The sequence below is a fragment of the Sphaerotilus sp. genome, from assembly GCF_034519685.1.
In the GTDB taxonomy this organism is placed as follows: Bacteria; Pseudomonadota; Gammaproteobacteria; order Burkholderiales; family Burkholderiaceae_C; genus Sphaerotilus.
Genome location: NZ_JAXHOF010000006.1, coordinates 449,581 through 474,602 on the forward strand (window position 1 = coordinate 449,581; position 25,022 = coordinate 474,602).

General features: G+C 69.0%; 26 protein-coding genes. 13 read left to right on the forward strand and 13 right to left on the reverse strand.

Annotation, left to right across the window (positions count from 1 at the left end):
• Position 1 precedes the first annotated feature (1 nt).
• The 3 genes from U5O44_RS13220 to U5O44_RS13230 all read right to left on the reverse strand — a co-directional run bounded on the left by U5O44_RS13220 (position 2) and on the right by U5O44_RS13230 (position 2,487).
• Positions 2–817 (reverse strand): nucleotidyltransferase domain-containing protein, encoded by an 816-nt coding sequence (locus U5O44_RS13220; protein ID WP_322588926.1) that lies wholly within the window; start codon positions 815–817, stop codon positions 2–4.
• Between the two features lie 2 nt (positions 818–819).
• Entirely contained in the window at positions 820–984 is a 165-nt protein-coding gene (locus U5O44_RS13225) for a hypothetical protein (protein WP_322588927.1), read from the reverse strand.
• Between the two features lie 255 nt (positions 985–1,239).
• On the reverse strand, positions 1,240–2,487 hold the full coding sequence (locus U5O44_RS13230) for an RtcB family protein (protein ID WP_322588928.1): 1,248 nt from the start codon (positions 2,485–2,487) through the stop codon (positions 1,240–1,242).
• 122 nt (positions 2,488–2,609) lie between these two features.
• Here U5O44_RS13230 and rtcR point away from each other — a divergent pair, with 122 nt between their 5' ends.
• On the forward strand, positions 2,610–4,229 hold the full coding sequence (rtcR, locus tag U5O44_RS13235) for an RNA repair transcriptional activator RtcR (protein ID WP_322588929.1): 1,620 nt from the start codon (positions 2,610–2,612) through the stop codon (positions 4,227–4,229).
• An 85-nt stretch (positions 4,230–4,314) separates the two neighbouring features.
• Positions 4,315–5,751, forward strand: a complete 1,437-nt coding sequence (locus U5O44_RS13240) for a flavin monoamine oxidase family protein (protein WP_322588930.1) — start codon at positions 4,315–4,317, stop codon at positions 5,749–5,751.
• A 20-nt stretch (positions 5,752–5,771) separates the two neighbouring features.
• Here U5O44_RS13240 and mmuM read toward each other — a convergent pair whose 3' ends face one another.
• The 3 genes from mmuM to U5O44_RS13255 form a co-directional block, all read right to left on the reverse strand.
• On the reverse strand, positions 5,772–6,752 hold the full coding sequence (gene mmuM, locus U5O44_RS13245; RefSeq protein ID WP_322588931.1) for a homocysteine S-methyltransferase: 981 nt from the start codon (positions 6,750–6,752) through the stop codon (positions 5,772–5,774).
• Positions 6,752–7,588, reverse strand: a complete 837-nt coding sequence (locus U5O44_RS13250) for a basic amino acid ABC transporter substrate-binding protein (protein ID WP_322588932.1) — start codon at positions 7,586–7,588, stop codon at positions 6,752–6,754. The genes mmuM and U5O44_RS13250 overlap by 1 nt, the downstream gene beginning before the upstream one ends.
• A 66-nt stretch (positions 7,589–7,654) precedes the next feature.
• Positions 7,655–8,881 carry a trans-sulfuration enzyme family protein gene (locus U5O44_RS13255; RefSeq protein WP_322588933.1) on the reverse strand — a complete coding sequence of 409 codons (1,227 nt, stop codon included), beginning with the start codon at positions 8,879–8,881 and terminating at the stop codon, positions 7,655–7,657.
• A gap of 229 nt (positions 8,882–9,110) precedes the next feature.
• Between U5O44_RS13255 and U5O44_RS13260 the strand changes: the two genes are divergently transcribed.
• Entirely contained in the window at positions 9,111–9,602 is a 492-nt protein-coding gene (locus U5O44_RS13260; protein WP_322588934.1) for an Lrp/AsnC family transcriptional regulator, read from the forward strand.
• A gap of 20 nt (positions 9,603–9,622) precedes the next feature.
• Here U5O44_RS13260 and garD read toward each other — a convergent pair whose 3' ends face one another.
• Positions 9,623–11,212 carry a galactarate dehydratase gene (gene garD / locus U5O44_RS13265; protein ID WP_416222174.1) on the reverse strand — a complete coding sequence of 530 codons (1,590 nt, stop codon included), beginning with the start codon at positions 11,210–11,212 and terminating at the stop codon, positions 9,623–9,625.
• 156 nt (positions 11,213–11,368) lie between these two features.
• Between garD and U5O44_RS13270 the strand changes: the two genes are divergently transcribed.
• The 7 genes from U5O44_RS13270 to U5O44_RS13300 are packed head-to-tail and all read left to right on the forward strand — an operon-like array spanning position 11,369 to position 17,507.
• The gene (locus U5O44_RS13270; RefSeq protein WP_416222212.1) at positions 11,369–12,328 is read left to right on the forward strand and encodes a Bug family tripartite tricarboxylate transporter substrate binding protein; all 960 of its coding nucleotides are present in this window, start codon (positions 11,369–11,371) and stop codon (positions 12,326–12,328) included.
• Between the two features lie 22 nt (positions 12,329–12,350).
• Positions 12,351–13,688, forward strand: coding sequence for a glucarate dehydratase (gudD, locus tag U5O44_RS13275; RefSeq protein WP_416222213.1), 1,338 nt, complete (start codon positions 12,351–12,353; stop codon positions 13,686–13,688).
• A 42-nt stretch (positions 13,689–13,730) separates the two neighbouring features.
• Positions 13,731–14,549 carry a 2-dehydro-3-deoxyglucarate aldolase gene (gene garL, locus U5O44_RS13280; protein ID WP_322588938.1) on the forward strand — a complete coding sequence of 273 codons (819 nt, stop codon included), beginning with the start codon at positions 13,731–13,733 and terminating at the stop codon, positions 14,547–14,549.
• A 41-nt stretch (positions 14,550–14,590) separates the two neighbouring features.
• Entirely contained in the window at positions 14,591–15,529 is a 939-nt protein-coding gene (locus U5O44_RS13285) for a 2-hydroxy-3-oxopropionate reductase (RefSeq protein WP_322588939.1), read from the forward strand.
• Positions 15,530–15,534: 5 nt separating this feature from the next.
• Positions 15,535–16,821 carry a glycerate kinase type-2 family protein gene (locus U5O44_RS13290; protein ID WP_322588940.1) on the forward strand — a complete coding sequence of 429 codons (1,287 nt, stop codon included), beginning with the start codon at positions 15,535–15,537 and terminating at the stop codon, positions 16,819–16,821.
• A 60-nt stretch (positions 16,822–16,881) separates the two neighbouring features.
• Positions 16,882–17,106 carry an AbrB/MazE/SpoVT family DNA-binding domain-containing protein gene (locus U5O44_RS13295; protein ID WP_322588941.1) on the forward strand — a complete coding sequence of 75 codons (225 nt, stop codon included), beginning with the start codon at positions 16,882–16,884 and terminating at the stop codon, positions 17,104–17,106.
• Positions 17,103–17,507, forward strand: coding sequence for a PIN domain-containing protein (locus U5O44_RS13300; RefSeq protein WP_322588942.1), 405 nt, complete (start codon positions 17,103–17,105; stop codon positions 17,505–17,507). Before U5O44_RS13295 ends, U5O44_RS13300 begins: the two co-directional genes overlap by 4 nt.
• A 7-nt stretch (positions 17,508–17,514) precedes the next feature.
• Here the strand turns inward: U5O44_RS13300 and U5O44_RS13305 are convergent, their stop codons facing one another.
• The 5 genes from U5O44_RS13305 to U5O44_RS13325 form a co-directional block, all read right to left on the reverse strand.
• Positions 17,515–18,483 carry an SMP-30/gluconolactonase/LRE family protein gene (locus U5O44_RS13305; protein WP_322588943.1) on the reverse strand — a complete coding sequence of 323 codons (969 nt, stop codon included), beginning with the start codon at positions 18,481–18,483 and terminating at the stop codon, positions 17,515–17,517.
• 2 nt (positions 18,484–18,485) lie between these two features.
• Positions 18,486–19,319: an NAD-dependent epimerase/dehydratase family protein gene (locus tag U5O44_RS13310; RefSeq protein ID WP_322588944.1), complete on the reverse strand. Its 834-nt coding sequence runs from the start codon at positions 19,317–19,319 to the stop codon at positions 18,486–18,488.
• Between the two features lie 13 nt (positions 19,320–19,332).
• The gene (locus tag U5O44_RS13315) at positions 19,333–20,625 is read right to left on the reverse strand and encodes a TRAP transporter large permease (RefSeq protein WP_322588945.1); all 1,293 of its coding nucleotides are present in this window, start codon (positions 20,623–20,625) and stop codon (positions 19,333–19,335) included.
• Positions 20,616–21,104 (reverse strand): TRAP transporter small permease, encoded by a 489-nt coding sequence (locus U5O44_RS13320; protein WP_322588946.1) that lies wholly within the window; start codon positions 21,102–21,104, stop codon positions 20,616–20,618. The genes U5O44_RS13315 and U5O44_RS13320 overlap by 10 nt, the downstream gene beginning before the upstream one ends.
• Before the next feature lie 74 nt (positions 21,105–21,178).
• Complete coding sequence (locus U5O44_RS13325; protein ID WP_322588947.1) at positions 21,179–22,162, reverse strand: TRAP transporter substrate-binding protein; 984 nt, start codon at positions 22,160–22,162, stop codon at positions 21,179–21,181.
• 158 nt (positions 22,163–22,320) lie between these two features.
• On the opposite strand from U5O44_RS13325, the gene U5O44_RS13330 reads away from it, so the two are divergent.
• Together U5O44_RS13330 and U5O44_RS13335 are read left to right on the forward strand one after the other, a co-directional pair.
• Positions 22,321–23,370 carry a LacI family DNA-binding transcriptional regulator gene (locus U5O44_RS13330; protein ID WP_322588948.1) on the forward strand — a complete coding sequence of 350 codons (1,050 nt, stop codon included), beginning with the start codon at positions 22,321–22,323 and terminating at the stop codon, positions 23,368–23,370.
• A gap of 63 nt (positions 23,371–23,433) precedes the next feature.
• Complete coding sequence (locus tag U5O44_RS13335; protein WP_322588949.1) at positions 23,434–24,162, forward strand: FadR/GntR family transcriptional regulator; 729 nt, start codon at positions 23,434–23,436, stop codon at positions 24,160–24,162.
• Here the strand turns inward: U5O44_RS13335 and U5O44_RS13340 are convergent.
• On the reverse strand, positions 24,159–24,551 hold the full coding sequence (locus U5O44_RS13340) for a type II secretion system protein (RefSeq protein ID WP_322588950.1): 393 nt from the start codon (positions 24,549–24,551) through the stop codon (positions 24,159–24,161). The genes U5O44_RS13335 and U5O44_RS13340 overlap by 4 nt on opposite strands.
• A gap of 154 nt (positions 24,552–24,705) precedes the next feature.
• On the opposite strand from U5O44_RS13340, the gene U5O44_RS13345 reads away from it, so the two are divergent.
• Entirely contained in the window at positions 24,706–24,936 is a 231-nt protein-coding gene (locus tag U5O44_RS13345; protein WP_322588951.1) for an oxidoreductase-like domain-containing protein, read from the forward strand.
• The last annotated feature ends 86 nt before the right edge of the window (positions 24,937–25,022 follow it).

The following is a 25,022-nucleotide window of genomic DNA, read 5'->3' on the forward strand; positions in this document are numbered from 1 at the left end:
ATCAGGGGCCGGGGTCGAACCGGCGCACGGTGCTCAGCAGGAACTCGTCGAGCCCGCTCACATCGGGCCGGCCGTCATCGGCCGGGCCTTGGGCGTGGGCCTCCTCCAGCTCGCTCACCAGGAAATCGTGGATCGCCGGCCAGCGCGGCGAGGTGGCGGCCTCGCCCGCGCGCATCTTCACCGCCAGCAACCGGTTGATCTCGGCGATCAGCACGGGGTCGTCCAGCGTGGCCAGCGCCAGGTCGGCGAAGCGCATCGGCGGCGCCCCGCGCCCGGCGCGGATCCAGCGTGCGGCCAGCAGCGGGCGCAGCACGTAGAGGTATTTCTTGTAGCGGACCACCTCGCCGAGCAGGTGCTCACGCAGGTTCTTCTTCGCCATCGACACGTAGTGGTGGTAGCCGCGCACGGTGGAGAAACCGCGTTCGGCCAGCGCCCGGAATCCTGCCATCACCTCGGTCTCTTCGCGGTAGACGATGGGCGAGCGCAGCCACTCCAGCAGCGTGGGGTTCGACGCCTTGAGCAACTGCAGCGCCTTGCGCAATTCCCAGCCGTTGATGTCCAGATCCCCGCTGATCGGCACCTCGATCACGTCGCGCTGCGGCTCCACCGTCAGGTACCACGGCAGGCGCGGGACGTAGAGGAAGCGCACGTCGTAGTCGCTGTCCGGCGAGGCAAAGCCCCAGCCGCGGCTGCCGGATTCGCAGGCGAACAGGATGGTGACGTGGTGGGTCGCCTCGATGCAGCGCAGCTCGTCGAGGATGGTGGCGCGCATGGCCGGCTCGACCGGGTGGGCGCTGAGGATGGTGGTGTTGGTCATGGTCAGTTCAGATAAAACACCTCGCCCACCGGCCGGAACGGCAGCCGCCGGCCCTCGGGCAGCAGGTAGGCATGCGACCGCCGGATCGCCAGCATGCCTGCGCCCACGCCAGCCACTCCGACGCCGACTTGCCGATACCCGGCGCGCCCCAGATGAACACCGGGCACACGGTGGCGACGTGGAGCAGGAACTCGCTGAGCTGGGAGGGGGTCAGGGGGTGGAGGCTTTGCATTTCGTGTCGATCGATCCAGTGTTGCGTCAACGATCCACTGACGCACCCCAAGCGCCGTCATCCTCGCGAATGCGAGGATCTACGTCCGCCAAATACGGTGATTTCCATGCGTGGGTGCCCGCTTTCGCGGGCATGACGGGATGTGTTCGCGCCATGCGTTTTCAAATCGCATGCGACAACCTGTGCATATTCATCCCTTCACGCACACCACCTGCTTCAGCACATAAACCACCTCCACCAGATCCCCCTGCGCAGCCATCACCGCATCGATGTCCTTGTACGCCATCGGAATCTCGTCGATCACGGCCTCGTCCTTGCGGCACTCGACGCCCTCGGTCGCGGCGATCTGGTCGGCCACGGTGTAGAGCTTCTTGGCCTTGGTGCGGCTCATCTTGCGGCCGGCGCCATGGCTACAGCTCTCGAAGCTCTCCGGGTTGCCCTTCCCGCGCACGATGTACGAGCGCGCGCCCATGCTCCCCGGGATGATCCCCAGCTCGCCCTTCTTCGCGCTCACCGCGCCCTTGCGGGTCACGAACACGTCCTCGCCGAAATGGGTCTCGCGCTGCACGTAGTTGTGGTGGCAGTTCACCGCTTCCAGGTGCGTCTCGAACGGCCGGGCGATCACCTGACGAGCCGCGCCGATCACGCGCTGCATCATCACCTCGCGGTTGGCGCGGGCGAATTTCTGCGCCCAACCGACCGCACGCACGTAGTCGCCGAAATACTGCGAGCCTTCCTCGAAATACGCCAGATCCTTGTCCGGCAGATGCACGTCGTTGCGCATCGCGTCTTCCTTGGCCAGCTCGATGAATCGCGTCCCGATCGCGTTCCCCACCCCGCGTGAGCCGGAATGCAGCATGAACCACACCGCGCCGGCCTCGTCCAGGCAGACCTCGATGAAGTGGTTCCCGGTTCCCAGCGTCCCCATGTGCTTGCGGTTGTTGGTGTTCTTCAGCTTCGGGTAGTCGGCGCAGATCGCGTCGAACTCGTCCACCAGCCCCGCCCACGCCGCATCCGCTTCATCGGGCGGTGTTTCCCAGGCGCCATGGTCGCGGCCCCGGCGTTCGGGATTGCGGCCATGCGGCACGGCCTTCTCGATCGCCGCACGCAGCGGCCCGAGGCTGTCCGGCAGGTCTTCGGCGCGCAGCGTGGTCTTGCACGCCATCATCCCGCAGCCGATGTCCACGCCCACGGCGGCCGGGATGATCGCCTTGAACGTCGGGATCACCGAGCCGACCGTGGCACCGATCCCGAGGTGAACGTCCGGCATCGCCGCGACGTGGTGGAACACGATGGGCAGGCGGGCGGCGTTGGTGAGCTGCTGCAGCGCCTCGGACTCGACGGGCACGCCGCGCGTCCACATCTTGAGGGGCACACCGCCGTCGATGGCGATCTCGTCATGGTGAGGGGCGGTGGAGGGGAGGAGGTGGGTGTTCATGGTGACTGAGACAGCGCAATGACTGTGCCAGCTATTTTTCCTGGGAAATCCGGGTGTTGTCGCCTGAATCATTGGATTTTTGGCTAAATTGCTGGCTTGTTGGCTATTCGGCGAGTCGTGTCATGTCCCTGAAAACCGTCGTCATCGGCTTCCTCGGCACCCAGCTCGACGGCGGGCAGGGCGCCGGTCGCTGGGAGAAGTGGCGTCCGACCGTCTCGCTGACGCAGCACGAAGACATGGTGGTCGACCGGCTGGAGCTGCTCTACACGCAGCAGCACCTGCGGCTGGCCGAGCTGGTCAAGGTGGACATCGCGGCGGTGTCGCCCGAGACGCAGGTCAACCTCGTGCCGCTGGTGCTGGACGACCCGTGGGACTTCGGCGAGGTCTACGGTGCGCTCTACGACTGGTCGCGCGACTACCCCTTCGACCCCGAGCGCGAGCGCTACTGGGCGCACATCACCACCGGCACCCACGTCGCGCAGATCTGCCTGTTCCTGCTGGTCGAGGCGCGTTTCCTGCCCGGCGTGCTACTGCAGACCGCGCCGCCGAAGCGCCAGCGCCACGGCGAGCCGGGCGAGTACACGCTGATCGACCTCGACCTGTCGCGCTACGACGGGCTGGCACAGCGTTTCAGCCAGGCCCAGGACGACGCCGTCCGCTTTCTCAAGAGCGGCATCGCCACCCGCAACGCCCGCTTCAACACGCTGATCGACGAAATCGAGCGCGTGGCGGTGCGCTCGAAGGCGCCGATCCTGCTGACCGGGCCGACCGGGGCGGGCAAATCGCACTTGGCGCGGCGCATGTTCGAGCTGAAGAAGTCGCGCCACCAGGTCAGCGGCGCCTTTGTCGAGGTGAATTGCGCGACGCTGCAGGGCGATGGCGCGGCCTCGGCGCTGTTCGGTCACCAGAAGGGCGCGTTCACCGGGGCGGCCACGGCGCGCGCCGGGCTGCTCCGGACGGCGCACGAAGGGGTGCTCTTCCTTGACGAGATCGGTGAACTCGGCGCGGACGAGCAGGCGATGCTGCTCAAGGCCGTCGAGGAAAAGCGGTTCTATCCGGTGGGCGCAGACCGGGAGGTCGGCAGTGACTTCCAGCTCATCGCCGGCACGCACCGCGACCTGCGCGCCGACGTGGTGGCGGGGCGCTTCCGCGAAGACCTGTTCGCGCGCATCAACCTGTGGAGCTACCACCTGCCGGGGCTGACCGAGCGACCGGAGGACATCGAGCCGAACGTGGACCACCTGCTGCAGCTCAACACCGGCGAGACGGGGCAGGTGGTGCGCTTCAACGTCGAGGCGCGGGCACGTTATCTGCAGTTCGCGCAGTCGCCCGAGGCGGTGTGGAGCGGCAACTTCCGTGACCTGGCGGGCAGCATCACCCGGCTGGCCACGCTGGCCGACGGCGGCCGGATCGGCACAGCGCTGGTGGAAGCGGAGATTGGCCGGCTGCGCTGGCTGTGGGCGCACCACGGCGGCGTGGGCCGGGCGGGTGTGGCGCCGAGCGTGTCGCCGGTCGATCTGGCGGCGTACCTTGACGCGCCGACGCTGGCCGGGCTGGACCTGTTCGAGCGGCTGCAGCTCGAAGCCGTGATCGCCGTGTGCCGCAACAGCCGCACGCTGTCGGACGCCGGCCGCGTGCTGTTCGACGTGAGCCGCACGCAGCGCAGCGTGGTCAATGACGCGGACCGGCTGCGCAAGTACCTGGGGCGCTACGGACTGGATTGGGCGCGGGTATCGGGGTGAGGCGAGTGACGCCGTCGCAGCACCACGAAGGTGCATGGGTGCATAGAATTGCCGATTTGAGCGCCACTGCGACGAAAGGCAACCCATGGACATGACCCGACGACACCTGATGGCCGCCAGCGGCGGTGCCCTCTTGGCCGGATGCGGCGGCGGGGAAGAGCTGACCGATGGCACGGCCGTTCCGCCCACCGCCCAGGCCCTCGCCGCCACGACGGGTAGAGCGGTCGCACCTGAGCGTGTCCTGGTCATCGGCGCGGGCATGGCCGGTCTGGCCGCCGCCAAACGGCTGCGCGAGGCGGGCAAGCAGGTGACCGTCCTGGAGGCCCGCAGTCGCATCGGGGGCCGCATCCACACCCATGCCGCCTGGGGCAATGCACGCGTTGATCTCGGGGCCTCATGGATCCATGGCGACAGCGACAGCAACCCGGTCGCCAAGCTCGCCCGCTCCCTGGGCGCGCGCCTGGCCAGAACCAGCCACGACAACTCCGAGAGCTTCGACTCGGACGGCGTGCTCCTGAGTCCGGCGGCCCAGGCCAGTCTCCAGAAACTGCGTGTGCAGATGGAGAGCGTGCTGGCCACCGCGCAGACCAAGAGCGGCAGGGACCAGTCGGTCCGCGACGCGGTGCGGGCTGGCATGGGCTACAACACCCGGTCCGCCAACGACAAGACGCTGATCGACTTTCTGGTCAACAGCACCATCGAGCATGAATACACGGGCGAGGCCACCCGCCTGTCCGCCTGGTGGTACAACAACATCACCGAATACGCGGGCGAAGACGCCCTGTTGGTGGATGGCTACCGGGTGCTGCTGGACGCCTTGGCGGCCGGGCTGGACATCCGGTTCGACCAGGTGGTGAACCGCGTGGCCTACAGCGCGACCGGCGGGGTGACCGTCACGACCAACCGCGCCACCTTCACGGCCAGCCGGGTGGTCGTGACACTGCCGCTCGGCGTCCTGCAGGGGGGCGCGGTGACCTTCTCTCCCGCCTTGCCGACGGCCAAGATGGCCGCGATCTCCCGGCTCGGCATGGGCAGCTACAACAAGTGCTACCTGCTGTTTCCCCGGGCGTTCTGGAACACCAGCGTCGACTGGATCGAGTACATCCCGGACAGCGGCCACGTGGGGCAGTGGTCCCAGTGGGTGAGCTTCTCCCGCCCGACCGGGCGCCCGATCCTGCTGGGGTTCAACGCGGCGGCCTTCGGGCGTTCGATCGAATCGTGGACCGACCAGGACATCGTCGGCGACGCCATGGACACGCTGCGCACCCTGTACGGTGACGCGATTCCCCAGCCGACCGACTTCGCCATCACCCGCTGGTCATCCGATCCCTACGCCCGTGGTTCCTATTCGTGCAATGTGGTGGGCTCCACGCCGACCATGCGGACGAACCTGGCCGCGAGCGTGGTCAACCGGCTCTATTTCGCGGGCGAGGCGACAGAGAAGACCCACTTCGCGACCGTGCATGGCGCGTACCTCTCGGGCCTGCGCGCCGCCAACGAGATCGTGCGGCAGCCCGTCTGAGCAGGACGGGCGCCGCCCGCTCAGACCGCCGCTGTCCAGCGCCGGAACAACGCCGAGATGTCCGCTGGCGTCGTCCGGCAGCAGCCGCCGATCAGCCGCGCACCGCCCTCGGCCCAGTCCATCGCCTGGTCGGCATAGGCGCGGTGTGCGCCGCCGCAGGCGCTGCCGACCAGCCAGGTCTTGCTGACCGGGTCGTACTGCTCGCCCGCGTTCGGGTAGACGAGGATCGGCTTGGTGGTGTTCGCCCGGGCGACGGCCACCAGCGAGGCGATGTGCTGCGGCGCCGTGCAGTTGACACCGATGGCGGCCACCCGCTCGAAGCCGTCGAGCGCGCGCACCACGTCGGCCAGCGGCTCGCCCTGGCTGTCGTGCAGACCGTCGCGGCACGAGAAGCTGATCCACGCCCGCGTCGTGCCGCTGTCGGGCAGCTCCTCCAGCAGCCTCGCCAGCGCCCGCGCCTCGGCCAGACACGGCAGCGTCTCGCACGCGAGCACGTCCGCCCCCGCGCTGGCCAGCACCTGCAGCCGCGGGCGGTGGAAGTCCATCAGCGCCGCCTCGTCCAGCCCGTAGTGGCCGCGGTATTCCGAGCCATCGGCCAGCATCGCGCCATACGGCCCGACCGACGCCGCCACCAGCGGAAAGCGCCGACCGCCGTGGTCCGGCGCGACCGCGGCCTCCTGCCAGAACTGCGCCCGCGCCTCGACCGCGAGCTGCACCGCCAGCCGCATCAGCCGCGCCGCCGCGTCGTGGCCGAGGCCCCGACGCGCGAAGCCCTCGAATGTCGCCTGGTAACTGGCGGTGGTCGCCACGTCGGCGCCCGCGCGGAAGTAGTCCAGGTGCACGGCGCGGATCAGCTCGGGCTGCTCGACCAGCAGCCGCGCCGACCACAGCGCGTCGTTCAGGTCCGCGTCGCGCCGCTCCAGCTCGGTGGCGAGCGCGCCGTCCAGGATCAGCCGCGGGCAGGTCGCCAGCCAGTCCGCGATCACGTCGGCGCTGGCCATCACTTCGCCGCAGCGCCGAAGTAGCGCGCCTGGATCTTGTCGTAGGTGCCGTCGGCCTTGATCTCGGCCAGGCCCTTGTTGAGTGCGGCCAACAGCTCGGCGTTGCCCTTCTTCACCACGAAGCCGTACTGCTCGGGCACGAAGCTGGCGTCGCTGATCGCCTGGAAGCCGGCGGCCGCGTTGTTGGCGACGTAGTGCGCCACCACGCCGTTGTCGGCCACGACCGCGTCCACACCGCCGCTCTCCAGCTCCTTCAGCGCCAGCGGCGTCGATTCGAAGCGCTTGAGCTTGGGGCTGGTCTTGCCGAGCAGCTTGGACACCGCTTCATCGCCAGTGGTGCCGGTCTGCACCGCCACGCGCAGCGGCTTCAGGTCGTCGAAGCGGGTGACCTTCGAGTCCTTGGGCACGGCGATGAGCTGGCGGGCATCGAAGTACGGGTCGGTGAAGTCCATCGACTGCTTGCGCTCGTCGGTGATGGTGATGGCCGAGACGAGGATGTCGCGGTCGCCCTGGCCGAGGGTGTTGAACATGCCTTCCCACGGCGTGTTGACGAACTTCACCTGAATGCCGGCCTTGTCGGCCACGGCCTGCAGCATGTCGATGTCGAAACCGATGATCTCGCCCTTGTCGTTCTGCGACTCGAAGGGGGCGTACACCGCGTCGGTGCCGACGACGTAGACCTTGGCGGCCGGCGCCGGGGCGGGGGGCGCGGCGGCGGCGGTGGTGGCCGCCGGAGCCTCGGTCTTGCCGCAGGCGGCCAGCAGGCCCGCGACACACAGGGCGCCGGCGGTCAGGACAAGTCGGCGGGTCAGGGAGGACAGGGCAGTGGTGTGCATGGGAGGTTTGTCGTCAGGGTTGGATCAGGGTTGGATCAGGGGTGGATCAGGGATGGAAAGAGGGGATCAGGCCTTCAGCGCCTGGTCCAGATCGGCGATCAGGTCGGCGGCGGACTCCAGCCCGACGCTGAGCCGGAACACGCCGTCGCCCGCGTAGCGGCGGTAGTCGGCCAGCGCGTCGCCATGCAGGTCGTAGGTGCTGGCCATCATCTCGTCGGTGCGCAGCAGCACGACCAGGCTGCGCTGGTGGCCGAGCGAGAAGGCGTAGTGGATGAGCTGGAGCCGCTGCGCGAGCTGCGCGGCCATGGCCGGCGCGTCGTCCACCCGGAACGTCAGCACGGCGCCGGGCACGGCCATCTGCCGCTGCGCCAGCGCGTGCTGCGGGTGGCTCGGCAGGCCGGGATAGGTCACGGCGCGCACGGCGGGGTGCGCGCTCAGGAACTGCGCCACGGCCTCGGCGCCCTGGCTCGCGGCGAGCAGGCGCACGCCGAGCGTGTCCAGCCCGCGCTGGATCAGCCAGGCGTTGTGCGCCGACAGCACCGCGCCGAGGTAGACCCCGGCGCGCGCCCGCAGTCGGGCGATCAGGTCGCGGCGACCGACCACGCAGCCGCCGAGCGCGTCGCCGTGGCCGTTCATGAACTTGGTCAGCGAATGCACCACGAGGTCGGCGCCGAAGTCGAGCGGGCGGGTGACGACGGGCGTGGCCAGCGTGGAATCGACCGACAGCAGCGCGCCCTGCGCGTGCGCCAGCGCCGCCACCGCCGACAGGTCGGTCAGGCGCAGCAGCGGGTTGCAGGGCGTCTCAGCGTGGATGAGCCGCGTGTTCGGGCGCAGCGCGGCGGCCACCGCCGACAGGTCGGACAGGTTCACCGCACTGACCTCGACGCCGTAGTCTGGCAGCACCTTGCGCGCCAGCTCGCTCGCCCCGGCGTAGCAGACATCGCTCACGATCAGGTGGTCGCCGGCCTTGAGCAGCGTGAAGAACATCGCCGCGATCGCTGCCACGCCGGTGGCGGTGGCCAGCGCGTCCTCGGCGCCTTCGAGCGCGGCCAGCCGCAGCTCCAGTTGACGCACCGTCGGGTTGCCCCAGCGGGCGTAGAGGTAGGGCAGTTGCGCCAGATCGTCCACGCCGTCGGCCGAGAAGGGCGCCTCGCCGGGCGCGAAGCGGTGGTTGACCGACATCGTCAGGCCGGGGGCGATGGCGCCGGTGACGGGGTCGGTCTGCAGGCCGGCGTGCAGCGCTTGCGTGGACAGTGACCAGTGGTGCGGCTGGCGGGTTTCGGGCGTGGGCATCCGGGGCATTCTGGTGAAGCCGCCCGCGGTTCGGCCGCAAGCTGGTGCTTTGGCGTGCGCGAAAACCGCATGAGACACCCCCTGGGCGCGCCGCTAGTGTTGCGTCAACGATCCACTGTCGCACCCCAAGTGCCGTCATCCTCGCGAATGCGAGGATCTACCCCCAAAGAGGTCATTTCCTGGGGGGGTGCCTTTTGGGGGGGAGGTGTTTGGAACTAGACTTCCTCGCATGCCCGCCACGCCCACCGCTCCCGATCCGCTGGACGCCTTCGACCGCCAGATCCTCACGCTGGTGCAGCGCGACTGCCAGCTCAAGGCCGAGGCGATCGCCAGCCAGATCGGCCTGTCGGCGTCGGCCGTGCAGCGCCGGCTCAAGCGGCTGCGGGCGCAGGGCGTGATCCGCGCGGAGATCGCGGTGCTGGACCGGGCGGCGGCAGGGCGTAGCCTGACGCTGGTGGCCGGGCTGGAGATCGAGCGCGACAACTACGCCGCGCTCGCGGCCTTCCGCGCCTGGGCCGACCGCGAGGACGCGATCCAGCAGGTCTACTACGTCACCGGCCAGGTCGATCTGATCGCCATCGTGACGGCGCGCGACATGGGCGCCTACGACGCGCTGTGCGCCCGGTTGATGGCCGAGAACCCGATGATCCGGCGCATGAACACGCATGTCGTCATCGACGCGATGAAGCTGGGGTTGCAGGTGCCGGTGGAGGCGGCCTGAGCCAGGGCAGAGCATTCAGTTCACGTCACCGGCGCCGGATTGAACAACACCAGCGCATTGCGCAGCTTCCAGTGCTCGGCCCACGTCTTCTTCCCGCTGGCGACCTCCAGCATCAGCCGGAACATCGCCCAGCCCGCTTCCTCGATGGTCTGCTCGCCGTCGGCGATGCGGCCGGCGTTCACGTCCATCAGGTCGTGCCAGCGGCGGGCCAGGTCGGTGCGGGTTGCGACCTTGATGACCGGGCATTCGGCCAGGCCGTAGGGCGTGCCGCGGCCGGTGGTGAAGACGTGCAGGTTCATGCCGGCGGCGAGCTGCAGCGTGCCGCAGATGAAGTCGCTGGCCGGCGTGGCGGCGTAAACCAGCCCGCGCTGGTCCGGTCGCAGCTTCTCGCCCGGCGACAGCACATGCGCGATGGCCGACGAGCCGCTCTTGATGATCGAGCCCATCGCCTTCTCGGTGATGTTGGACAGGCCGCCGGCCTTGTTGCCCGGCGTGGTGTTGGCCGAGCGATCGACGCGCCCGCGGTCCAGATAGCGGTCGTACCAGCCCAGTTCGCGCACGATGGCGTCCGCCACCTCGGGCGTGGCCGCGCGTGAGGTGAGCTGGTCGACGCCGTCGCGTACTTCGGTGTTCTCGCTGAACATCACCGTCGCCCCGGCGCGCACCAGCAGGTCGGCGCAGTAGCCCACCGCCGGGTTCGCCGTCACGCCCGAGAACGCATCCGAGCCGCCGCACTGCACGCCGACCACCAGCGCGCTGGCCGGGACGGTCTCGCGGCGGCGGGCGTTCAGACGCGCCAGGTGCGGCTTGGCGCTGTCCACGATGTCGTCGAGCATCGACATGAAGCCGACATGGTGGTCGGCCTGCAGGCAGATCGTCTCCGGCCCGAGGCCCGCGTCACGCCCGTCGGTGATCGGGAAGCTGCCCGGAGGCAGCAGGCGGTCCGGCTGCAGCTTCTCGCAGCCCAGGCTCACCACCATCACCTCGCCGCCGAAGTTCGGGTTCAGCGAAATGTTCTTCAGCGTGCGGATCGGGATCACCGCGTCTGGCGCGTCGATCGCCACCCCGCAGCCGTAGCTGTGCTCCAGTCCGATCACGTCGTCCACGTGCGGGTACAGCGGCAGCAGCTCGGCCTTGATGCGCGCCACCGCCTGTGCGACGACGCCGGCCACGCACTGCACCGTGGTCGTGATCGCCAGGATGTTGCGCGTGCCGACCGAGCCGTCGGCGTTGCGGTAGCCCTCGAAGGTGTGGCCGGTCAGCGGCTCCTGCACCGGCGCGGGCACGGTCGCCATCGGCAGCCCTTCCAGTTCGCGGGCGGCCGGCATCCGCAGTAGCCGCTCATGCACCCACGACCCGGCGGGGATGTCGCGCAGCGCGTAGCCGATCGGCACGTTGTAGCGCCGCACTACGTCGCCCTGCGCCAGATCGACGAGCGCCACCTTGTGCCCCTGCGGCACCTTGTCGCGCAGCACCAGCCCGGCGCCCGGCATACCGGCCGGCAGCACCGTGCCGGCGGGCAGGCCGCCGTCGTTGGCGACGATGGCGACGTGGTCGTCGGGGTGCATGCGGATGGTCAGTGGCGGGGCGGGCGTGTTCATGCCAGTCATCGTATAACCAGATTGGCCGTTGTGCAAAAGCTTTTGCCCTGATGGAGACTGAGCGAGGGGCTAAGTGGTTTCACTGCTTCGTCGGTTGCCGCATTAGTTGTACGATGACTAACAATCAAAGTTGCAACGCTCCAGGAGACACCGATGTCCATGACCATGAAGAAGCTGGCCTTCGCCGCAGCGGCGGCCCTGCTCACCTTGGCGGCCCACGCCCAGACCTGGCCGAGCAAGCCGGTGACGCTGCTGGTGCCGTTTCCGCCGGGCGGCTCGTCCGACGCGGTGGCGCGTGCCCTGGGGCAGAAGCTGCAGGAGCGCTTCGGCCAGACCTTCCTGGTCGAGAACCGCGCGGGTGCCACCGGCACGATCGGCGCTGGCCAGGTCAAGCGCGCCGCGCCCGATGGCCAGACCTTCCTGGTCACCTCGCTCGGTCCGCTGGTGATCGCGCCGCACCTGCTCAAGGCCGTGCCGTACGACGCGGGCAAGGACTTCGACTACCTGACGGTGGCGGTGCAGGCGCCGAACGTGCTGGTCGTGCCGCCGTCGTCGCCGCACAAGTCGGTGGCCGAGGTGATCGCGCACCTGAAGGCCAATCCGGACAAGATGAGCTTCGCTTCGTCGGGCAATGGCTCCTCCGACCACCTGACGGCCGAGCTGTTCTGGCTGCAGACCGGCACCAGCGGCTCGCACATCCCGTACAAGGGCGGCGGCCCGGCCATCTCCGACCTGCTCGGCGGACAGGTGGACGCCGGCTTCATGAACATCAACTCGGTGCTCCAGCACATCAACGCCGGCAAGCTCAAGGTGCTGGCGATCACCAGCGAGAAGCGCTCGCCGCTGCTGCCCAATGTGCCGACGCTGGGCGAGTCGGGCGTGAAGGGCGCGGACGTGCAGTCGTGGCAAGGCGTGGTGGCGCCCAAGGGGCTGCCGGCGGATGTGCGCACGAAGATGCACGAGGCGCTGGTGGCAGCCCTGAATGACCCCAAGCTGCACCAGCAGTTCACGTCGCTGGGCTTCGAGATCGTCGCCAACACACCGGAGCAGTTCGCCGCTTTCCAGCAGCGCGAGAACGCCCGCTGGAAGCAGCTGATCGAGACCCGCAAGATCACCGCGGACTGACCCGGAAGACGCCGACATGACCATGCCGCTCATCCCTTCGACGCCGCGCATCACCGCGCTGCGCGTGGTCCCGGTCGCCGGCCGCGACAGCATGCTGCTGAACCTCAGCGGCGCGCACGGCCCGTTTTTCACCCGCAACCTGCTGATCCTGACCGACAGCGCCGGGCGCACCGGCGTCGGCGAGGTGCCCGGCGGCGAGAAGATCCGCCAGACGCTCGAAGACGCCCGCGCGCTGGTCGTCGGTCAGCCGCTGGGCGCGCACCAGCGGTTGCTGCAGGAGGTGCAGCAGCGCTTCGCCGACCGCGACAGCGGCGGGCGCGGCCTGCAGACCTTCGACCTGCGCACCACCATCCACGCGGTCACCGCGATCGAGTCGGCGCTGCTCGACCTGCTCGGCCAGCACCTGGGCGTGCCGGTGGCGGCGCTGCTCGGCGAGGGCCAGCAGCGCACGTCGGTGGAGATGCTCGGCTACCTGTTCTTCGTCGGCGACAAGGGGCTGACCGATCTGCCGTACAACGCCGAGCCGGAGGCGGACAACGACTGGAGCCGCCTGCGCCACGAGGTGGCGATGACGCCCGAGGCGGTGGTGCGGCTGGCCGAGGCGGCGCGTGCGCGCTACGGCTTCAACGACTTCAAGCTCAAGGGCGGCGTGCTGGCAGGTGATGCCGAGGTGGACGCGGTCATCGCGCTGCACGAGCGTTTCCCCGACGCCCGTGTGACGCTGGACCCGAACGGCGGCTGGCGGCTCAAGGACGCGATCCGGCTCGGCCAGCGCATGCGCGGCGTCGTCGCCTACGCGGAAGACCCGTGCGGCGCCGAAGACGGTTTCTCCGGCCGCGAGGTGATGGCCGAGTTCCGCCGCGCCACCGGCCTGCCGACCGCCACCAACATGGTCGCCACCGACTGGCGCCAGTTGAGCCACGCGCTGTCGCTGCAGAGCGTGGACATCCCGCTCGCCGACCCGCACTTCTGGACCATGGCCGGCTCGGTGCGCGTGGCGCAGACCTGCCGCGACTGGGGCCTGACCTGGGGCTCGCACTCGAACAACCACTTCGACGTCAGCCTGGCGATGTTCACGCACGTCGGCGCCTCCGCCCCCGGCAAGGTCACCGCCATCGACACGCACTGGATCTGGCAGGACGGCCAGCGCCTCACGAAGGAGCCGCTGCAGATCGTCGGCGGCCATGTGCAGGTGCCGGACAAGCCGGGGCTGGGCGTGGAACTCGACATGGTTGAGGTCGAGAAGGCGCACCAGCTCTACCTGCAGCACGGCCTCGGCGCACGCGACGACGCGATGGCGATGCAGTACCTGATGCCGGGCTGGACGTTTGATCCGAAGCGGCCTTGCATGGTGCGCTGAGCCCCACGACCAACCGAACGCACACGACGAGGACATGCCGCCATGAGCCACTCTCTGCCCGCCCCCAGCGCCGAATCCTCCAACCGCCTGCGCCGCGACCTGCATGCTGGCCGCACCCTGATCGGCCTGTGGCTGTCGCTCGGCAGCCCGATCACCACCGAGGTGGCTGGCGTGGCTGGCTTCGACTGGGTGCTGCTTGACGCCGAGCACGCGCCCAACGACGTGCTCAGCCTGATCCCGCAGCTCATGGCGCTCAAGGACAGTGCCAGCGCCGCGATCGTGCGGCCGTCGTGGAACGACACGGTGGAGATCAAGCGGCTGCTGGACGCCGGCTGCCACAACCTGCTGGTGCCGTTCATCGAGTCCGCCGAGCAGGCCCGCGCGGCGGTGGCCGCCACGCGCTACCCGCCGCTGGGCGTGCGCGGCGTGTCGGTCTCGCACCGGGGCAACCGCTACGGCGCCGACAAGGCGTATTTCCAGAACGCCAACAGCGCGATCACGGTGATCCTGCAGATCGAGAGCCGCGCCGGCGTCGAGGCCGCCGCCGAGATCGCGGCGGTGGACGGCGTGGACGCGCTGTTCGTCGGGCCGTCCGACCTGGCCGCCGCCTACGGGCACCTCGGCAACCCCAACCATCCCGAGGTGCAGGCCGCCATCGCGCAGGTGCAGGCCGCCGCCACCGCCGCCGGCAAGCCCACCGGCATCCTCGCGCCACTCGAAGCCGACGCCCGCCGCTACCTGGCGCAGGGCATCACCTTCGTCGGCGTGGGCAGCGACCTGGGCGTGCTGCGCATGGGCACGCAGGCGCTGGCCGACAAGTTCCGCCATCCCACGAACGCGCCGATCGCCGCGCAGTACTGAATCCGAACCCGCTGACTCCCTTGAACCAGGAATTCCCGTCCATGTCCACTCCCGTACTCCGCCTCGGCTTCATCGGCCTGGGCATCATGGGCACGCCGATGGCGCTGCACCTCGTCGCCGCCGGCCACACGCTGTTCGTCAACACCCGTGGCCCGCTGCCCGACGCGATCGCCGCGACCTCGGCCACGCCCTGCGCGACGGCTGCCGAGGTGGCGCGCCAGGCCGACGTGGTCTTCACGATGGTGCCGGACACGCCGGATGTCGAGCTGGTGCTGTTCGGTGAACACGGCGTCGCGGCCGGTCTGCAGGCCAGTGGTTGCACGACGGCCGACGGCGGGCGCAAGGTCGTGGTCGACATGAGTTCCATCTCGCCGATGGCCACCAAGGCCTTCGCGCAGAAGATCAACGCGCTCGGCGCCGACTACATCGATGCGCCGGTGTCGGGCGGCGAAGTGGGCGCCAAGGCGGCCTCGCTGACGATCATGTGCGGCGGCGACGAGGCGGTGTTCGCCCGCGTGCAGCCGCTGCTGGCGCTGATGGGCAAGAACATCACGCTGGTGGGCGGCAACGGCGACGGCCAGACCACCAAGGTCGCCAACCAGATCATCGTCGCGCTGAACATCGCCGCCGTCGGCGAGGCGCTGCTGTTCGCCAGCAAGGCCGGCGCCGATCCGGCCAAGGTGCGCCAGGCGCTGATGGGCGGGTTCGCGTCGAGCCGCATCCTCGAAGTGCATGGCGAGCGCATGATCAAGCGCACCTTCAACCCCGGCTTCCGCATCAAGCTGCACCAGAAGGATCTGAACCTCGCGCTGTCCGGCGCCCGTGAACTCGGCGTCAGCCTGCCGCAGACCGCCAGCGCGGCGCAGCTCATGCAGGCGTGTGCCGCCAACGGCATGGCCGAGCTGGACCACTCGGCGCTGGTGAAGGCGCTGGAGCTGATGGCCGGCCACGCCGTGCGCCCCGACGCCGCGCAGGGCTGAGCGCGATGACGAGCGCCCGCCCACAGGACCGCCGGGCGCTGCTGCGCCGGATGTTCGACGCGGCGATCGCCGCCGCGCAGCCGGCGCTGTGCCTGCCGCCGCACCTGCCCGCGCCGCCGAAGGGCCGCACGGTCGTCATCGGCGCGGGCAAGGCGTCCGCCGCGATGGCGCGGGCGTTCGAGGACCACTGGACCGGCCCGGTCGAGCGTCTCAGCGGGCTGGTGATCACGCGCTACGGCTATGACGTGCCGTGCCGGCACATCGAGATCGTGCAGGCCGCGCACCCGGTGCCGGACGCCGCCGGGCTGGCCGCGGCCGAGCGGGTGCGGGCGCTGGTGAGCGGTCTGACGGCGGACGACCTGGTCATCGCGCTGATCTCGGGCGGCGGCTCGTCGCTGCTGGTCGCGCCGGGCGAAGGGCTGACGCTCGCCGACAAGCAGCAGGTCAACGCCGCGCTACTGCGCAGCGGCGCCAGCATCGGCGAGATGAACTGCGTGCGGCGCCACCTGTCGGCGCTCAAGGGCGGGCGGCTCGCGGCGCTGTGCCACCCGGCCCGGGTCGTGACGCTGCTGATCTCCGACGTGCCGGGCGACGACCCGATCGACATCGCCTCCGGCCCGACCGTGGCCGACCCGACCACCTGCGCCGATGCGCTGGCGATCGTGGCGCGCTACGGCATCGCGCTGCCCGACAACGTGCGGGCGCTGCTGGAGAGCGGGCGGGGCGAGTCGGTCAAGCCCGGCGATGCGCGGCTGGCGGGCGTCGAGACGCGCCTCATCACCGCGCCGCAGATGGCGCTCGAAGCTGCTGCACAAGTCGTCCGCGACGCCGGGCTGACGCCGCACATCCTCGGCGACAGCCTCGAAGGCGAGGCGCGCGACGTGGGCAAGACGCTGGCTGGCATCGCCCGGCAGGTGGTGCTGCACGGCCAGCCGTTCACGCCGCCGTGCGTGCTGCTGTCGGGGGGCGAGACGACGGTGACGATCCGCGGTGACGGCCGGGGCGGGCGCAATGTCGAGTGCCTGCTGGCGCTGGGTGTTGCGCTCGATGGCCTGCCGGGGATCCACGCCCTCGCGGGCGACACCGACGGCGTGGACGGCATCGAGGAAATCGCCGGCGCCTGCCTCACACCCGACTCGCTGGCCCGCGCCTGGGCGCTCGGCCTCCACCCGCGCACGAGCCTGGACCGCAACGACGGGCATGGATTCTTTCAGGCGCTGGGGGACTCGGTGATAACCGGACCAACGCTCACCAATGTGAATGACTTTCGGGCGATCGTGATCGACCGTTGACCTGCTCCCGTGCTGGTATTACGATTAAATAATTCGTAATACTTTTAGGTGAAGAACACCATGGCCGACGCCACAACCCTGACCAGCAAGGGGCAAGTTACGGTGCCTCGCGAAGTCCGTGACCGCCTGGGACTGAAGGCGGGCGACAAGCTGACCTTCACGCTGCTGAGCGATGGCACCGTCATCATGCGGGCCAAGACCAAGCGGCTGGCCGACCTCGCGGGGATGCTCACTCGGCCTGACCAGCCGAAGGTGTCGATCGAGGACATGAATCCGTTCAAATGAGCATCGCCATTGACACGAACGTCCTGGTTCGGCTGCTCGTCCAGGACGATGCAACGCAGTGCGCTGCCGCTCGCCGTCTGGTGGAGGACGCGGCACAAGCCGAAGAGCCTGTCCTCATCATGCTCTGTGCGCTGCTGGAGACCGAGTGGGTGCTTCGCAGCCGCTACAAGCTCGACAAGACCTCCATCGCAGGCGCTTTCGCGCGCTTGCTCGAAAGCGGTGACGTCGAGTTCGAACACGAGCCGACGGTCGAGGAAACGCTGCATCTCTGGAGCCAGTCATCAAGGGCGGACTTCGCCGACTGCCTCCTCAGTGCGCGCGCGGTTCACCTGGGGCGGTCCAGGTTCATGACCTTCGATGTCGGCGCCTCCCGGCTGCCACGGGCTGAATTGCTGGCCTGACCCTGGCCTACCGAACCGCCCCGGTCGTGTTGACGTAGAGCGCATACACCGAATGGCTCGCCGCCATGAACAGCCGGTTCCCCTTCGCCCCGCCGAAGCAGACATTGGCGCAGCGTTCGGGCAGATGGATGTGGCCGATGGGCTGGCCGGCGGGGTTGTAGACGCGCACGCCGTCGAGGGATTCCGGGTCGGCGCCCGGCGCACCATTGCTGCCGAAGCCGCACCACAGATTCCCCGCCACGTCGCAGGCCATCCCGTCGAGCGCCCCCGGCCCGTCGGCATTGACGTGCAGCCGCTTGTTCGACAGCGTGCCGTCGGCGGCGTGGTCGTAGGCCCAGATCAGGCGGTGCGGTGCGGCGCGGCTCTCGATCACGTAGAGCACCGACTCGTCCGGCGAGAACGCCAGCCCGTTCGGCCCGTCCAGGTCGTCGATCGGACAGTCGAGCCGGCCCGTCGCAGTGTCGATCCGGTAGACCCCATGCGGGCGCTCGGCCTCGGCGGGTTCACCTTCCCAGTGCCCGCCGATGCCGAAGCTCGGGTCGGTGAACCAGACCGCGCCATCGCGGCGGCACAGCGTGATGTCGTTGGGCGAGTTCAGCCGCTCCCCCGTCGGCCCCTCGAACCGGTCGGCGAGCACGGTGAGGCGCCCGTCGTGCTCGGTGCGTGTCACGCGCCGCGTCAGGTGCTCGCAGGTGACGAGCCGCCCTTGCGCGTCACGGGCGTGGCCGTTGGCGTTGTTCGACGGCTCGCGGAACACGCTCAGCGCGCCGGAGCAATCGTCCCAGCGCAGGATGCGGTTGTTCGGGATGTCCGACACCAGCAGGTAGCGCCCGTCGCCGAACCACACCGGCCCCTCGGCCCAGCGCAGCCCGGTGGCCAGCCGCTCGACACTGGCGTTGAACAGCCGCAGCTTCAGGAAGTCCGGGTGCAGGACTTCGACGGCGGGATCGGGGTAGCGCAGCGACAGCGGCTCCATGCTCATTCCCCCGCGAAGAACGGCCCGGTGCGCACGAACGCACCGCCCTGGTAGCGCACGGCCGGGTCGTCGCGGTCGAGCGTGGGCTGGCGGGCCTCGACCTGTGCGCGGAACACGTCCGACGAGTCCTGCGGCCGGTAGCCGATGTGGCGGGCGGGCGTGTTGTCCCACCAGGTCGTGGCGTTGTCGCTCATGCCGTAGATGACGCTGTGGCCGACCACCGGCGCGGTGAGCGCGGCCACGACCAGCCGCTCGGTGTCGTCGTAGCTCATCCAGGTGGCGAGCATGCGGCGGTCCTTCGGCTCGGTGAACGACGAGCCGATGCGCAGGCTCACCGTCTCCAGGCCGAAGCGGTCCCAGTAGAGCTGCGCGAGGTTCTCGCCGAAGGCCTTGCTCAGGCCGTAGAAGCCGTCCGGGCGGACCGGGTCGCGCGGGCTGACGACCTCGTCCTGGCGGTAGAAGCCGGTGACGTGGTTGGAGCTGGCGAAGACGATGCGTTTGACGCTGTGGTGGCGGGCGGCTTCGTAGAGGTTCACCATGCCGGTGATGTTGCCGTCGCGGATGGCCTCCCAGGTCTGCTCGGTCGAGACGCCGCCCATGTGGACGACGGCGTCCACGCCTTCCAGCGCGGCGAACACGGCGGCCTTGTCGGCGAGGTCGGCCGGGGCGATTTCCTCGCCAGGGCCAGCGTCGCCCAGGGCGTTGCCCCGGGCGCTCAGGCGCAGCGTGTCGCAATAGGCCTTCAGGCGCGGGCGCAGTTCGCGGCCGAGGTTGCCGGCGGCGCCGGTCAGCAGCAGCCGCTTGAAGCGGATCGGGGAAATGGGGTGGGTCAGCATGACGGCTCAGGGGTTACTTGAAGAGATTCGGCAGCCACAGCGAGAAGGCCGGCACGTAGGTCACGAACACCAGGCAGGCGCCCAGCGCACCATAGAACGGGCCGATCGTGCGCATCACCTGGCCGACCGAGATTTCCCCGATCGCACATCCGACGAACTGCACCGAGCCGACCGGCGGCGTGTTCAGCCCGAGCGCGCAGTTGATGAGCATGATGATCCCGAACTGCACCGGGTCCATGCCGAACTGCATCGCGATGGGCAGGAAGATCGGCGTGCAGATCAGGATGGTCGCGGCCATGTCCAGGAAGGTGCCCAGGATGAACAGCAGCACGTTGATCATCAGGAAGATCACCCACGGCTCGCTCGACACGGACGTCATCAGCTCGCCGGTCTTCTGCGGCACTTCGTAGAGCGCCATGAAGTAGCCGAACGCCGCCGAGATGCCGATCAGCAGCAGCACCACGCCCGTGGTCTTGCATGCCTTGGCACATGCCTTCAGGAAGTTCTTCCAGCTCAGCGACTTGTAGACCAGCGTCGTGATCAGCAGCGCCCAGGCCACGGCGATCGAGGCCGATTCGGTCGCCGTGAACGCACCCGACAGGATGCCGCCGAGGATGATCACCACCACCATCAGCCCCGGCAGCGAGGCCAGGAACGCCGTTAGCACCGCCGGCCAGCCACCAAACCCGCCCGGGCGCACCGGGTAGCCGCGCTTGATCGCCACCCAGTAGGCGGCGGCGAGGTTGCACAGCGTCAGGATGATCGCCGGCACCAGTCCGGCCAGCATCAGGCTGAGCACGCTGACCGAGGCGATGCCCGAGGTGGCCAGCGTGTAGATGATCAGGTTGTGCGAGGTCGGCATGACCGCGCCGACCAGCGAGGCGTGCGTGGTGACGTTGACGGCGTAGTCGGCGTCGTAGCCTTCCTTCTTCATCAGCGGGATCATCACCGAGCCGATCGCCGACACGTCTGCTAGCGGCGAGCCGGCGACGCCGCCGAAGATGGTGCAGCCGAGCACGTTGCTCATGCCCAGCCCGCCGCGTACATGGCCGACCAGGCTGTTGGCAAAGCGCACGATGCGGTCGGCGATGCCGCCGTAGAGCATCAGCTCGCCGGCGAAGACGAAGAAGGGGATGGCCAGGAAGCTGAAGACCTGCATGCCGCCGACCATCTTCTGGAACACGATAGCGATGGGCAGGCCCGCCGCCAGGATCGTGGCGACCGAGGACAGTCCGATCGCGAACGCCACCGGCACCCCCAGCAGCAGCAGGACGGTGAAGCTCACCGCGAGAATCGTCAGTTCCATGCCGGCACCACTTCCTCACCGCGCACCAGGGCGATGATGTGTTCGATCGAGAACAGCACGATCAGCACGCCGGCGATGACCACCGGCACATAGTCGATGCCGTCGGGCACGGGCAGCATCGGTTTTTTCTCGCCCCACTTGGCGCTGGCCCACATCCAGCCGCCCTGGGCCATCAGGAAACCGAACAGGCCGACCAGCGCGTGGATCAGCAGCTCGATCCGGTGGCGCCAGCGGTCCGGCAGCAGCGCGACCATCGACTCCAGCCCGATGTGGCCGGCGTCGCGCACGCCCACCGCCAGCCCGAACGCCGTGACGAACAGCACCAGCAGCATCGACAGCGCCTCGGCCCAGGTGGGGGTGTCATTGAAGACGTAGCGGCCGATCACCTGGTACTGCACGCACAGGATCACCGCGATCAGCCCCACCACCGCCAGCACGAGGCTGAGCTTGGACAGGGCCGCACAGAACTTGGTGTACATGGTTGCTCGCGCTTTGCTCCCCTCTCCCAGCGGGAGAGGGGTTGGGGGTGAGGGAGAAACGGGTCTTGCGGGTCTTACTTGGTGTCCTGGATCGCCTTGACCAGCCGCTTGAGGTCCGGCGTCGTCATGAACTTGTCATAGACCGGGCCCATCACCGCCTGGAAGGACTTCTTGTCCACCTCGGTGATCTCGGCGCCGCCGGCCTTGACGATGGCGAGCGACTTGGTTTCCTGCTCGTCCCACTTCTTGCGCTGGAAGGCGACCGACTCCTTCGCCGCGGCGCGCACCATGTCCTGCTCGGCCTTGGGCAGCTTGTCCCAGACGATCTTGGACATCAGCAGCATCTCCGGCGCCATCGAATGCTCGGTCTTCGAGTAGAACTTGGCCGACTCGTAGTGCTTGACGCTGTCATACGACGGGATGTTGTTCTCGGCGGCGTCGATCAGGCCGGTCTTCAGGCCGGTGTAGACCTCGCCGAAGGGCATCGGCGTGGCGTTGCCGCCCATCGCGCCGACCAGCGACACCCACAGATCCGACTGCTGCACGCGCACCTTCATGCCCTTGACGTCGGCGACCGTCTTGATCGGCTTCTTGGCATAGAGCGAGCGCGCGCCCGAGTCGTAGAAGGCCAGGCCGATGAAGCCCTGGTCTTCGCAGGATTTCAGGATCTCCTCGCCGACCGGGCCGTCGAGCGACTTGCGCATGTGCTCGATCGAGCTGAACAGGAAGGGCATCGTCGGCACCAGCGTCTTCTGGCAGACGCCGTTCATCGGGCTGATGTTGACGCGGGTCATCTCCAGCGCGCCGATCTTCACCTGGTCGATGGTTTCCTTCTCGTTGCCGAGGGCGCCCTTGTTGAAGACCTTGATCTTGTATTTGCCGCCGCTCTTCTGTTCGAGGAGCTGGCTCATGTGCTTGACGGCGGCGACCGTCGGGTAGTCGTCCGAGTTGTGGATGTCGGCGGAGCGGAACTCGGCGGCATGGACGCTGGACAGTGCCGCCGCGGCGATCAGGGCGGCCAGCAGGCGGGGGGTGTGCGAAGTCTGGATCGTGGGCATGGGGTGTCTCCTCGGGTGAAGGTCATCGACAGAGGAGATTAAACGTTTAACTTAGAGACAGGGTCAAGATTGACTTTCTAGGTGTTAGCCCGATTCGGGTTATATGGAACCATCGGGAAGTAAACGTTTAACTCCGCGATGCCCTAGAATCTGCAGCCATGGCCTCTGTACCCGACGCACCCGACACCCCCACCCGGCGCCGCAAGCCCGCCACCATCCGCGACGTCGCCGACGCGGCCGGCGTGTCCACCGCGACGGTGTCCAAGTTCATCAACGGCGGCCAGCGCTTCACCCGGGAGGTCGAGGAGCGCGTGACGGCGGCTGTGCGCGAACTCGGCTACAGCTCCAACCCGATGGCGCGCGGCATGATCACCGGCCAGACCGGCAACGTCGGCATCGTCATCCTCGACATCTGCAACCCGCACTTCACCAGCCTGGTCAAGGGCGCGTCCCGCGTGGCCGAGCGTGCCGGGCTGAACCTGCTGTTCACCGACACCGCCGAAGGCCACACGCCCGAGCTGACCATGCTGCAGGCGCTCAGCCGCCGGGTGGACGGCATCATCGTCAGTGCACGGCTGTCCGAGGTGGCGATCGAGTGGCTCAAGCACGCGGGCCTGCCCGTCATCTACTACGGCGGCCAGCAGCCGGATCCCGGCTGCTACAGCGTCGGCGTGGACAACCGGGCGGCGGCGCAGATGCTGGGGCGCCACCTGCGCGACCTGGGCCATCGCCGCATCAGTTATGTCGGGTTCAGCGGCGCACGCTGGAGCAGCGAGCGCTGGAAGGGCTTGCAGGACGCCTTCGACGGCAGTGACGGCGTGCTGAGGCTGTTCGATGTCGAGGCAGCGGTGGCGGAGGAGGGCGAGCGGGTGGCGTCGTCCGTGCTGCTCAGCGCCGAGCCGCCGGATGCGGTGGTGACCTACAACGACCTGGTGGCGCTCGGCTTGCTCGGGCAGGCGCAGGCGCTCGGGCTGCGGGTGCCGGACGATGTGTCGATCGCCGGGTTCGACAACATCATCTACGGGCGCTACGCCAGTCCTGCACTGACGACCGTGGACACCGCCAGCGAGCTGACCGGCGAGACGGCGATGCAGCGCCTCATCGAGCGCATCCGGGGCGATGCCGCGGTGTCGGGCGGCGGACACGAGACACTGGCCTCGCGGGTCATCGCGCGCGGGTCGACCGCCCGGCGCGTGGTACGGACCTGAGGCGGGTGCGGCCTTGAATCTGGACTTGATACAGTGACACGCACTCCTCTGCCCGCCTCCTCCATGACCCCGTCGACTTCTGCCCGCCGCCGCCCCCGTACCCTGGCGCTCGAACTGGTCGAATCCCTCGGCGACCGCATCCGCAACGGCCAGTTCGCGGCGGGCGACAAGCTGCCGACCGAGTCGGCGATCATGGTCGAGTTCGCCGTCAGCCGCACCGTCGTGCGCGAGGCGATTTCGCGGCTGCAGGCCGCCGGCCTGGTCGAGACGCGCCATGGCATCGGCACCTTCGTGCTGGAGCTGGGCGATGCGCCGGGTTTCCGGATCGCGCCGGAGCAGATGGCGACGCTGCGCGACGTGATCGCGGTGCTGGAACTGCGCATCGGGGTCGAGACCGAGGCGGCAGCGCTGGCCGCGCAGCGCCGCACCGACGCCGATCTGGCGGCGATGCGCACGGCGCTGGACACCGTCGTGCAGGCGGTCGAGGATGGGCGGGACGCGATCGGCGCGGATTTCCAGTTCCACCTGGAGATTGCGCGCGCCACCCGCAACCACCACTTCGCCGACCTGATGACCGCGCTGGGCAGCCGGATCATCCCGCGCGCGCGCCTGGAGCAGTCCGAGGCGCTCGACCCGGAGCGGCTGCGCTACCTGCGCCGCGTCAACGCCGAGCATGAGAGCATCTTCGACGCCATCGCCGGCCAGGACCCGGACGGCGCGCGGGCGGCGATGCGCACGCATCTGGCGAACAGCCGCGAGCGGCGCCGACGCGCACAGGCCGAGGCGGGTTAGTGTCCCGCGCCCAGTCCCGTGAACTCGGCTGAGCGCCCGCTGGCTGGATGCAGGAGACGGCAGGAGCTTTCGCTGCCACGCGGCAGGGGCTGTGCCTGCGCCTCGTAGGGCGCGGGCAGACCGCCGTGCAACAGCGTGCCGACGTTGGCGCAGTCCTGCACGGGTCGGCAGCGCCCGGGCTCTGCCCGGTGGCCCGTCACCAGGCAGCCGCCCTGGTTCATCAGCATGGCGGTACTGGCTGCGCCGGCCAGGTGCTGCAGCGCGACACCATCCGCTCCGGTCTGCAGGTCGACCAGTCGCGGCAGCGCGATGGCCGAGGCGGTGCCGATCGCGAGGAGGACGGCGATCTGCTCGATGAGGGCGAAGCCGCTGGAGGTTCGTCGTGGCATGGCTGCTCTTTCGCGCGCTCGTGGTCTGTGGCGTGGCCAGTGTCCCGGGGCGCGTCGCAGGTGACCATCCCCGTGTCGCACGGCGCCTGCACCGGATCCGGGTGGGGCGCCGGTGGCACGAGCGGCATCGAAATCAGTGTCGGACAATGGCGGGATGATTCCCGACGAAGCCCTCCAGTCCTGGACCCCCACCTCGCCCGGCGAAGCGCGTGCGCTGGTGCAGGCCGTGCGCGACAGTGCGCGCCACCGCGCTGTGGTGTTGTCCGATCCGCCGCCCGAGCCGACCAACTGCTGCGACAGCGGCTGCATCGGCTGTGTCTGGGAGGCGCACTACGGCGAGGTGGCCTATTGGCGCGACGAGTCGATCCTGCGCTGGTCCGCGTGAGCAGGAGCGGATAGTTCTTGCGCTGGTGATCGGCGCTGTGTGATAATCGCGAGCTTTTCGGGCTGCAATTAAAATTGCGCCCATTT